Annotated in this window: 10 protein-coding genes and 1 pseudogene; 5 read left to right on the top strand and 6 right to left on the bottom strand. The window is 73.4% G+C overall.

Translation table 11 applies throughout. The features are described from left to right. Positions 1-868, bottom strand: an 868-nt coding sequence (gene fbaA, locus KPF47_RS33765) for a class II fructose-bisphosphate aldolase (RefSeq protein ID WP_224392772.1), incomplete at its 3' end; no start/stop codon positions are given. A 189-nt stretch (positions 869-1,057) separates the two neighbouring features. On the opposite strand from fbaA, the gene KPF47_RS33760 reads away from it, so the two are divergent. From KPF47_RS33760 to KPF47_RS40625, 3 genes and pseudogenes are all read left to right on the top strand, one after another. Further along, positions 1,058-1,747 (top strand): RNA polymerase sigma factor, encoded by a 690-nt coding sequence (locus KPF47_RS33760; protein ID WP_224387610.1) that lies wholly within the window; start codon positions 1,058-1,060, stop codon positions 1,745-1,747. After that, positions 1,744-2,091 (top strand): hypothetical protein, encoded by a 348-nt coding sequence (locus KPF47_RS33755; protein ID WP_224387609.1) that lies wholly within the window; start codon positions 1,744-1,746, stop codon positions 2,089-2,091. Before KPF47_RS33760 ends, KPF47_RS33755 begins: the two co-directional genes overlap by 4 nt. A gap of 69 nt (positions 2,092-2,160) precedes the next feature. Further along, positions 2,161-2,811 (top strand): annotated as a pseudogene (locus KPF47_RS40625) (DedA family protein); the annotation flags it as partial. A gap of 380 nt (positions 2,812-3,191) precedes the next feature. Here KPF47_RS40625 and KPF47_RS33745 read toward each other — a convergent pair. Genes KPF47_RS33745 through KPF47_RS33735 form a run of 3 tightly spaced genes read right to left on the bottom strand, consistent with a single transcriptional unit; the run spans position 3,192 to position 5,166 of the window. Beyond that, positions 3,192-3,839 (bottom strand): RNA methyltransferase, encoded by a 648-nt coding sequence (locus tag KPF47_RS33745; protein ID WP_224387608.1) that lies wholly within the window; start codon positions 3,837-3,839, stop codon positions 3,192-3,194. Beyond that, positions 3,836-4,396: an orotate phosphoribosyltransferase gene (gene pyrE / locus KPF47_RS33740; RefSeq protein WP_224387607.1), complete on the bottom strand. Its 561-nt coding sequence runs from the start codon at positions 4,394-4,396 to the stop codon at positions 3,836-3,838. Before pyrE ends, KPF47_RS33745 begins: the two co-directional genes overlap by 4 nt. After that, positions 4,393-5,166: an SDR family oxidoreductase gene (locus KPF47_RS33735; protein ID WP_224387606.1), complete on the bottom strand. Its 774-nt coding sequence runs from the start codon at positions 5,164-5,166 to the stop codon at positions 4,393-4,395. Before KPF47_RS33735 ends, pyrE begins: the two co-directional genes overlap by 4 nt. 152 nt (positions 5,167-5,318) lie before the next feature. Between KPF47_RS33735 and KPF47_RS33730 the strand changes: the two genes are divergently transcribed. After that, positions 5,319-6,917, top strand: a complete 1,599-nt coding sequence (locus KPF47_RS33730) for an NAD(P)/FAD-dependent oxidoreductase (protein WP_224387605.1) — start codon at positions 5,319-5,321, stop codon at positions 6,915-6,917. Here KPF47_RS33730 and KPF47_RS33725 read toward each other — a convergent pair. Then, positions 6,914-7,915 carry an adenosine deaminase gene (locus tag KPF47_RS33725; protein ID WP_224387604.1) on the bottom strand — a complete coding sequence of 334 codons (1,002 nt, stop codon included), beginning with the start codon at positions 7,913-7,915 and terminating at the stop codon, positions 6,914-6,916. The two genes, KPF47_RS33730 and KPF47_RS33725, sit on opposite strands and share 4 nt — an antisense overlap. A 33-nt stretch (positions 7,916-7,948) precedes the next feature. After that, positions 7,949-8,959 carry an SDR family NAD(P)-dependent oxidoreductase gene (locus KPF47_RS33720; RefSeq protein WP_224387603.1) on the bottom strand — a complete coding sequence of 337 codons (1,011 nt, stop codon included), beginning with the start codon at positions 8,957-8,959 and terminating at the stop codon, positions 7,949-7,951. A gap of 92 nt (positions 8,960-9,051) precedes the next feature. On the opposite strand from KPF47_RS33720, the gene KPF47_RS33715 reads away from it, so the two are divergent. Continuing rightward, positions 9,052-10,407: an IS701 family transposase gene (locus KPF47_RS33715; RefSeq protein ID WP_224392773.1), complete on the top strand. Its 1,356-nt coding sequence runs from the start codon at positions 9,052-9,054 to the stop codon at positions 10,405-10,407. The last annotated feature ends 96 nt before the right edge of the window (positions 10,408-10,503 follow it).

Below are 10,503 nucleotides of genomic sequence, written 5' to 3'. Positions count from 1 at the left end.
GCGACACGATCGGCCGGGTGAAGGCGTACTGGGTGTCGGTGTCGACGTTCATCTTCACGACGCCGTAGCCCAGCGCCTCGTGGATCTCCTCGAGCAGCGAGCCGGACCCGCCGTGGAAGACCAGGTCGAACGGCTTGCTGCCGGCGTCGAGCCCCAGCTTCTGCACGGCGACCTCCTGACCCTGCTTGAGGATCTCCGGACGCAGCTTCACGTTGCCTGGCTTGTAGACGCCGTGCACGTTGCCGAAGGTCGCGGCCAGCAGGTAACGGCCCTTCTCACCGGAGCCGAGGACCTCGACGGTCCGCTCGTAGTCGCCCGGCGCGGTGTAGAGCTTGTCGTTGATGTCGTTGGCGACACCGTCCTCCTCGCCACCGACGACGCCGATCTCCACCTCGAGGATGATCTTGGCCTTGGCCGCCTCGTCGAGGAGCTCGGAGGCGATCTTGAGGTTCTCCTCGAGCTCGACCGCCGAGCCGTCCCACATGTGCGACTGGAACAGCGGGTTCCGCCCCTTGCCCACCCGCTCCTGGCTGATCGCGATCAGCGGGCGGACGAAGCCGTCGAGCTTGTCCTTCGGGCAGTGGTCGGTGTGCAGGGCGATGTTCACCGGGTACTTGTCCGCGACGACGTGCGCGAACTCGGCGAGGCCGACCGAGCCGGTGACCATGTCCTTGACCCGGGTTCCGGACAGGAACTCCGCGCCACCGGTCGAGACCTGCACGATGCCGTCGGAGCCGGCCTCGGCGAAGCCGCGCAGCGCCGCGTTGAGGGTCTCGGTGCTCGTCACGTTGATCGCCGGGTAGGCGAACTCGCCGCTCTTGGCGTTGTCCAGCATCTGGTTGTAGATCTCGGGCGTGGCGATGGGCACGGGCTGCCTCCTCGTCGTGGCGGTCGCTGCTCCGCGCAGCGCTCCTTGTCTCCGGGTGAGTATCACGTACCCACGGGGATGGGGAGCCACCGTCTCGGATGGGCCTGGTCTCACCGCGGACCGCTCCGCCGACCGCTGCACCGGGTAATGCCGTGAGCCCGGTCGAGGGTGGTCGCTAGGGTGGTGCGCGTGGAGGAGGAGCGCGCCGAGAACGCCGTCGACCGGACGCTGGGCCGGTTGCGCGCCATCGACAGCCGTCCGGCGCCCGACGGCACCGGACCGCATCCGTTCGCCCCCGGTCCCGCGGCGGACCCGGTCGACGGACCCGGCGGTTCCGGGGCGCAGCAGGGCCCGGAGACACCACTGACGCTGGCCGACCTCTACCGCGACCACCGGCTGCGGCTGGTGCGCCTGGCGATGCTGCTGGTGGACATCCCCGCCACCGCGGAGGACGTGGTCCAGGAGGCGTTCACCGGTCTGCACCGGCACTGGACCGGCCTGCGGGACGAGACGGCCGCCGTCGCCTACCTGCGTGCCGCGGTGGTGAACGGGTCCCGTTCGGTCCTGCGGCGCCGGCGCACGGCGCGCGAGTACGTGCCGCCGCACGCGGCGAACGCCCGCTCGGCGGAGTCGCTGGCCATGCTGTCGGCCGAGCACCAGTCGGTCGTCGACGCGCTGGGCCAGCTCCCGCCGCGCCAGCGCGAGGTGCTCGTCCTGCGCTACTACGGCGGTCTGACCGAGTCCGAGATCTCCGAGGCCGCCGGGATGAGCCGCGGCACGGTGAAGTCGACCGCCAGCCGCGCGCTCGACGCCGTCGCCAGGATCATGGCCGAGCGCGCCGGGCCCGAGGCCGTGCGGCGCCCGGGGGAGCTGCGATGACCGGGCCGCAGCCGCCGCAGCCCGGCCACGACGACGCCGCCCGACGGATCGGTGAGGCGCTGCAGGCCCAGGCCCGCGGGCGCCCGATGCCGCAGCGGCCCGCGGCCGGTCCGCCCCCGGGGCCGCCGCGCGTCCCCGGCCGGCTGCCCCCGCCCGTCCCGCGCCCCGGTCCGCCCCCGCAGCGCCGCCCGCCGCAGGCCCCGGCCCCGGCGGCCCCCGTCCGCTCGGCGACCGGTCAGATCGTCTGGGCCGCGGTGATCGCGCTGCTGCTCGGCGCCCTGCTCGGCGGGGGTCTCGCGCTGGTGTCGGTGCTCCTGCCGGGTGCGCTGCCCGCGCTCGGCTGAGCCGCTCACCGCACCGTCGCGACGACGGCGGCGCAGGTCCCCGTCACCCGGCCGGTACCGTTTCTCGACGTGACGGTTCTCGCCGCGACGCAGACGCTCGCCCTCGGTCCCGACTGGCTCGACCCGGCGGTGATCATCGAGTCCCTGGGTCCCTGGGCCCTCGTCGGCGTCGCCGCGATCATCTTCGCGGAGTGCGGTCTGCTGCTCGGGTTCTTCCTCCCGGGCGACTCGCTGCTGTTCACCGCGGGCCTGTTCGTGGCCCAGGGCGCGATCGGCGTACCGCTGTGGCTGGTGTGCCTGGTCCTGGTGGTGTCCGCGTTCGCGGGCAACGCCGTCGGCTACGGGATCGGCTACCGCGCCGGCCCGGCGATCTTCGACAAGCCGAAGTCGAAGCTGTTCAACCCCCAGCACGTCGAGAAGACCCACGAGTTCTTCGAGAAGTACGGCAACCGGGCCATCGTCCTGGGCCGTTTCGTGCCGATCGTGCGGACGTTCATCACCGTCAGCGCGGGCGTCGCGCGGATGGACCCGCGGCGCTACCTGACGTACTCGCTGATCGGCGGGGTCGCGTGGGCGGCGGGGGTGACGGTGCTGGGCTACTTCCTGGGGCAGTTCGCGTTCGTCCGCGAGCACATCGACCTCATCCTGATCGCGATCGTGCTGGTCTCGGTGCTGCCGATCGTGTTCGAGGTGCTCCGGGCGCGGGCCGCGTCCAGGCGCGGGGGCCCCGCGGGCCCGGTCGACGGCGTCGCCGGCGCCGCCACCGGTGCGGCCGCCGCCACCGTCGCCGGGCACCCGGCCGACGACGACCCGGCCGCCGCCACCATGCAGATGCCGGCCGTCGGGAACGGCCCGGCGCCGCAGGCCGGGCACCCCCGGGGCGGGCAGGCCCCGTACGTTCCGCAGTCCGGTCGTGCCCCGCAGCACGGCGGGGCCGCACCACAGCGCGGTGGCGCAGTGCCGCCGCACGGTCCCGGCCCGCAGAACGGTGCGGAGCCGCCCTACCGCCACACCACCGGCCGCCCCGCCATGCCGCCCCGGCACGGCAACTGAGCATCGATCAGCACGTTTCCGCCCCGTCCGGGGCGGAAACGTGCTGATCACCAGGCGTCGGACAGGTCCGCGTGCTCCCGGATCCACGCGTGCATCACGATCCCGGAGGCCACACCGGCGTTGACCGACCGCGTCGAGCCGAACTGGGCGATCGACACCGCCAGGTCGGCGGCCTCACGCAGCTCCGGTGACAGGCCGGGGCCCTCGGCGCCGAACACGAGGACGCAGTCCCGCGGCAGCGACGTCCGCTCCAGCCGGGCCGCGCCCGGCACGTTGTCCACTGCGACCACGGCCAGGTCGTGCTCCTGCGCGAACGCGACCAGCCCGCCGGCGTCGGCGTGGTGGTGCAGTCGCAGATAGCGGTCGGTGACCATCGCGCCGCGACGGTTCCACCGGCGCCGCCCGACGATGTGCACACCGGCGACGCCGAACGCGTTCGCCGTGCGGACCACCGTGCCGATGTTGTGGTCGTGGCCGAGATTCTCGATCGCCACGTGGAACGGGTGCGCGCGGCGCTCCAGATCCGCCGCGACCGCCTCGCGGCGCCAGTAGCGGTAGCGGTCGACGACGTTGCGCCGGTCCCCCTGCTCCAGCAGCTCCGGGTCCCAGTGGTCGCCCCGCGGCCACGAGCCGGCCCACGGGCCGACCCCGACCTGCCCGGGGACCGACCACTCGCTGGGCCCGGGGTCGCTCATCCCAGCTGCAGGTCGGCCAACCCCAGCAGCGCGCGGTAGGGCACGCCCTCGGCCTCGACGGCCTGCCGGGCGCCGGTGTCGCGGTCGACGACGGTGCACACGCCGACCACGTCGGCGCCGGCCTCCAGCACCGAACGGACCGCGGTCAGGACCGACCCGCCGGTGGTGGAGGTGTCCTCGACGACGAGCACCGGACGACCGGTGATGTCCGGGCCCTCGATGAGCCGCTGCATGCCGTGCTTCTTCGTCTCCTTGCGGACGACGAAGGCGTCCACCGGGTCGGTGTCCGGCTCGGCCGCCGCCGCGTGCAGCACCGCCGTCGCGACCGGGTCCGCGCCCAGCGTCAGCCCGCCGACCGACCGGTAGGTCCAGTCCGCGGTGAGCTCGCGGAGCAGCCGTCCGATCAGCGGCGACGCCTCGTGGTGCAGCGTGACGCGGCGCAGGTCGATGTAGTAGTCGGCCTCCGCCCCGGAGGAGAGCGTGACCCGCTCGTGGACGACGGCGATCTCCCGGACCAGCGCGGCGAGCCGGGAGCGGTCGGTGTGTGCGGAGCTCATGTGCGATCCCTGTCGAACGTCGCCGTGATGCGTCGCAGGAGGCCGCGGGGCAGCACCCCGGTCACCCCCACGATCGCCTTGTACTGCGTGGAGGGCACCGAGACGACCCGGCCCCGGGCGAGGTCGGCGAGCGCCTCGTCGACGACCTGCGAGGCCTCCAGCCACAGCGGGCCGCGACGGGCGCCGACGTCGATGCCGGCCCGCTCGTGGAACTCGGTGCGCACGTAGCCGGGGCACAGCACCATCGCGCGCACGCCGGTGCCCTGCAGCGACGCGGCGACACCCTCGGTGAAGGAGATGACCCAGGCCTTGTCGGCCGGATAGGTGGACCCGCGCCCGGCCAGGAAGCCCGCCACGCTGGCCACGTTCAGCACCGCGCCGGTGCCGCGGTCCACCATCCCGGGCAGCGCGGCCCGGGTCAGCTCCAGCACGGCGGCCACGTTGACCTGCAGCTGGCGGGCCAGGTCGGCCGCGTCGAGGTCCAGGAACGAGGAGCCCAGCGCGAGCCCGGCGTTGTTGACGAGCAGGTCGACCGGCGCGACGTCGGGATCGGCGAGGCGGCGCACGACCCGGGCCCGCTGGTCCGGCTCCGACAGGTCGGCCGGCAGCACCTCGACCGCCACCCCGAGGTCGCGGTAACGCTGGGCGGCGGCCTGGAGACGGTCGGCGTCGCGCGCCACCAGCACGAGGTCGCGGCCGTCGGCGGCGAGCCGATCGGCGAACGCGGCCCCGATCCCCGACGACGCGCCCGTGATCATGACGGAGGGCACCCGGGGAGCGTAGTGCGTCCGCACCCGACCGGCGCAGGCGCGACGGTCACCGACGCGTCGGGTGTGACCCGTGCGACAGGGGTGTGCGGCGACCTCGTGAGACGGGCCGCTCTCGCGTGCCGCTGCATCACGAAGCCTTTACCGTCGAGCCCATGACGTCCGAGGCGCTGCCGATCCAGCGGCCGGTCGATCCCGCTTCCCCCGGCGCCTCCGACGCGCCGAGCGGCCCGTCGCCCCGTCACTCCAGGGTCGCCGTCGTCGGGGCGGGTTTCACCGGACTCGCCGTGGGCCTGGCCCTGCTGCGGCGGGGTGTGCACGACTTCGTCCTGCTGGAGCGGGCCGACGACGTCGGCGGGGTGTGGCGCGACAACACCTACCCCGGCGTCGGGGTCGACACGCCCTCGCCGCTCTACCAGCTGCGCGCCATGACCAACCCGGACTGGAGCGACCTCTACGCGCCCGGCCACGAGGTGCAGGACTACGCACGGCGGCTGGCCCGCTCGACCGGGCTGCTCGACCACGTCCGTTTCGACGCCGACGTGCTCTCCGCGCGCTGGGACCCCGTCGGCGCCCGCTGGCGGATCACGACGCCGTCCGGGGAGTTCACCGCGGACGTGCTGGTCAGCGCGGCCGGGCTGGTCGCCGACCCGAAGCTGCCCGACGTCGAGGGTCTCGCCGACTTCCCCGGGCCGGTGTTCCACTCCGCCCGCTGGGACCACGACGCACACCTCGCCGGTTCGCGCGTCGCGGTCGTCGGGACGGGGGCGACGGCGGTGCAGCTGGTGCCCGAGCTGCAGCCGCGCGTCGCCGAGCTGCACGTCCTGCAGCGCACCCCGGCCTGGATCCTGCCCAAGCCCGAGCGTCCGGTCGGCGAGCGCACCCGTCGTGCCCTGGCGGCGAACCCCCTGCTGTGCCGGATGCAGTTCGACGTCATCTACGTGGGTGCCGAGCTGCTCGCCGCCACCCGGCGCTCACGGCTGCTGCGCGAGGCGCTCACCCGCGTCGGCCGCAGGCACCTCGCGGCGCAGACCCCCGACCCGCGCCTGCGGGCCCGGCTGACCCCCGACTTCGACTACGCCTGCAAACGGCCGCTGGTCTCGAACGACTACCTGCCCGCGGTGAGCGCGCCGAACACGACGCTGCACACCGGCGGGCTCGCCCGGGTCGAGGGGCGGACCGTCGTCTCCGGCGACGGCAGCCGCGCGGAGGTCGACGCGATCGTGCTGACCACCGGGTTCGAGGTGGGGGCGACCGCACCGATCGCGCGCCGCATCCACGACGCGCACGGTCGCTCGCTGCACGACCACTGGGGCGCCTACCCGCGTGCCTACCTGGGAATGAGCTACCCCGGCTTCCCCAACCTGTTCCTCATGCAGGGCCCGAACGCCACCAGCGGGGCCAGCTCGACACTGCTGTTCTCCGAGGCGCAGGCGCGCTACGTCGCCGACGCCGTGTGCCGGATGGCGGCCGAGGGCATCCGCGCGCTCGACGTGAACCCCTCCGTCGAGGAGCGGTGGACCCGGCGGATCCGGCGCCGCTCGGCCCGCACCGTGTACGAGACCGGCGGCTGCGCGAGCTACTACCAGAACGACGAGGGCGTCAACGTCGTCATGTGGCCGGCGAACACCGCGGAGTACCAGCTGCGCACCCGGCGGTTCCGGCTGTCGCCGTTCGACGTCGAGCGGGGCCGGACCGGTGCCGGGCGCCCGCTGCATCCGTTGCGCCCGGTCCGGCTCGCCGCGACGGCCTAGCGGTCGGCGCCCCAGGCGTCGACCTCACCGATCAGGCGCTCCGTGGCCACGTCGTCGAGGAACGACGAGGTGAACGAGTTCGTGGCCAGCGTGCGGAGCTGCTCGTCGGTGAAGCCGAGTCCCTCGCGGACCGCGGCGTAGTTCGCGTCGGCGTACCCGCCGAAGTAGGCCGGGTCGTCGGAGTGCACCGACACGTTCAGCCCGGCCGCGAGCATCTCCGGCAGCGGGTGCAGCCCGATGCCGGGGACGCAGGCCAGCCGGACGTTGGACAGCGGGCAGACCGTCAGCGGGGTGCGCTCACGCACCAGGCGGGCGACCAGCGCGTCGTCCTCGATGGCGCGGATGCCGTGGTCGACCCGCAGCACCCCCAGCTCGTCGAGCGCCTCGGTGACGTAGCCGGCCGGCCCCTCCTCCCCGGCGTGCGCGACCGGCTTGAGCCCCAGCTCGCGGGCGCGGTCGAACACGGAGACGAACTTCGACGGCGGGTGCCCGACCTCGGCCGAGTCGAGCCCGACCCCGACGATCCGGTCCAGGTACGGCTCCGCCGCCCGCAGGGTCTGTTCGGCCTCGGCCGCCGACCGGTCGCGCAGGAAGCACAGGATCAGGCCCGCGGAGACCTCGCCCGCGTGGTGGTCGATCGCGTCGGTGAGGCCCCCGACGACGTCGCCGATCGGGACGCCGCGAGCGGTGTGCGCCTGCGGGTCGAAGAACATCTCGACGTGCCGGACGCCCTGCTCCGGGCAGGTCCGCAGGTACGCCGACGCGAGCTCGGCGAAGTCGTCGCGGGTCCGCAGGACGGCCATGTTGGCGTAGTAGACGTCGAGGAAGGACTGGAGGTCGGCGAAGTCGTAGGCGGCCCGCAGGTCCTCCACCGAGGCGTGCGGCAGCTCGACGTCGTGCCGGCGGGCCAGCTCGAACACGGTCTCGGGTTCGAGCGTGCCCTCGATGTGCAGGTGCAGCTCGGCCTTCGGCAGCGGCGGGGTCCCGGTGGTCGTCACCGGGACATCATCCCGCGCCGCTCCCGCGGTCGGTCAGGAGCTGGTGACCGTCGCCGTGGTGTGCGCGGAGTCCTGGTGGCTGCGCGAGCGGTCGCGGGCCGCGGCGGCGGCACGGGCGCGCTGCTGCGCGGTCCGCGTCGACCCGGCCGCCCAGTGCCGGCCGCAGTCGGTGGCCGCGGAGACCGCGCGGCCCGCTCCCGGGCGCGACGGCAGGTCGGGCAGCCGGACCGCGGTCCGTCCGGTCGCGCCGCCCAGCAGCTCCCCGGGTGAGGGCTGCGGAACGGAGCCGACCACGGTGGCCGGCGCGACGGGCGCCGTCACCGGAGCGGCCACCGGTGCGGGCGGCGTCCAGGTCGCGTCCGCGAGCAGCTCCACGCCGCGGCGGGCGGCACGGACCCCGGCCGAGACCGCACGCCGGCCCGCCATCGGGCGGCGCGGCTCGGCCTGCGGCTCGCTGACGACGACGCCGGCGTCGAGGTCGGCCAGGACGGCCTCGGCCGCCGCCGCGCCCCAGTACGCCCGGTCGTCGGCGCGGACGGCGACGACCCGCACCCCGCCGGCCAGCACGGTCGGGGCCAGCGCGGAGACGAAGGAGACCGCCCACTCGGTCGCGGGTCCGTCGGCCGGGGCGCAGGACCCGCCGAGGGCGACGATCCCGCCGGCGCGGCGGCGCAGCATGCCGGGGAGGGCGGCGTGGGTGAGGCGCATCGTCGCCGTCACGCCGAGACCGATCCGGGCCTGCTGCTCCTCGGGCGCGACCGAGGCGATGCCGGGTGCCTCGGACAACGCATCGTGGACCAGGACGTCCACGGCGGGCGCCTCGGGGCCGGTGAGGTAGGCCTCCAGGCGGAACAGGCCGTGCCGGGTACCGAGGTCGGCGACCAGGACGTCGGCCCGGACGCCGTACCGGACGGACAGCGCCCGGGCGGGATCGGCCACCCGGTCGGGGTCGCGGGTGACGAACAGGAGGTCGTGTCCGCGCGCGGCCAGTCGGTCGGCCAGTGCCGCGCCGAGACCCGAGCCGCCGCCGGTGATGAGAGCCATAGCCACACGATCAGGCTAGCGCTACCCGTTCGGCTTAGTACTCCAGCCGCAGTTTGTGATGTTGATGTGCGCTAAGCTTCGATCTTGTGCAGGTGGAGGAGGATCTCGAGGCGTGGGCCGGTGGCCTGGATGGGCTGTTCGGGCTGGTGGCGGGCCGGTTCTTCCGGACGGAACCGCGGCGTCGGGCGCGGGCGTATGTGCGGGGGTTGTTGGCGCCGTTGGCGGGGAAGAACGGGTGGACGCTGGCCGAGGTCGCCGGTGACACGACTCCGGATGGGATGCAGCGGCTGCTCAACTCCGCGACCTGGGATGTCGACGGTGTCCGTGATGACCTGCGGGATTACGTCGTCGAGCACCTCGGCGAGTCCGGTGGGGTGCTGATCGTCGATGAGACCGGGTTCCTGAAGAAGGGGACGAAGTCGGCGGGGGTGCAGCGCCAGTACTCGGGCACTGCCGGGCGGGTGGAGAACTGCCAGCTCGGAGTCTTCTGTGCCTATGCCACGAGCAAGGGCCGGACGTTGATCGACCGCGAGCTCTACCTGCCCAAGTCCTGGACCGGTGATCGGGAACGCTGCCGAGCCGCGGCGGTGCCTGAGGAGATCGAGTTCGCCACCAAGGCCACGCTGGCCAAGGAAATGCTCGGCCGTGCCCTCGATGCCGGGGTTCCCGCAGGATGGGTGACCGCGGACGAGGCATACGGGCAGGACTACAAGTTCCGCACCTGGTGCGAGCAGCGCCGGATCGGCTACGTCGTCGCGGTTCCGCGCAGCCAGTCCGTCCCGTTGTCCCTGGACGCCGACATCTGTCAGATCAGCGGCTCACGACGGGCCGACGACCTGGTCGCCCGCGCTCCCGGACGGGCGTGGAAGCGCCGCTCAGCCGGTCCGGGTGTGAAGGGAGAACGCTTCTACGACTGGGCCGTGGCCTCGCTGTATCCGCCCGAGAACGCCCCGGCCGGATGGGGCCGATGGCTACTGGTCCGACGTCAGATCCTCACCGACACACAGCTCTCCGCCGGCGAGGAGCCCGATCTGGCCTACTACCTGTGCGCCGGCCCGCCCGGCACCACCGACGACGACCTCATCCGCGTCGCCGGCACGCGGTGGGCGATCGAGGAGTGCTTCCAGACCGCGAAGAACGAGGTCGGGCTCGACCACTATCAAGTGCGGCGTTACGACGCCTGGTACCGCCACGTCACCCTGGCTATTCTCGCCCACGCCTACCTCTCGGTCACACGCGGCGATCGCCCCAAAAGACCTGATCACGGGCTCATCCCGCTCCACCCTCGCCGAGATCCGACGTCTCCTGGCACCTCTGATCCACATTCCCACCCAGGCGCCGTGCTGGGCCTGGTCGACCTGGCGACGTCGCCACCAACACCGAGCCCGCGAAAGCCACTATCGACGACGAAGACAGCCTCAGCTAACGAAGTGCGGCTGGAGTATTAGAGGTCGTTTCAGAACGACTTGTCGAGTTTCCATTGACCCCTCGACGACAGATCAAACGGCAGGTCAGATAGCCGCTTGTCGTCTACAACAGACACG

This window comes from Pseudonocardia sp. ICBG1293, from assembly GCF_020131355.1.
Classification (GTDB): Bacteria; Actinomycetota; Actinomycetes; order Mycobacteriales; family Pseudonocardiaceae; genus Pseudonocardia.
This window is presented reverse-complemented; position numbering and strand designations above follow the sequence as displayed.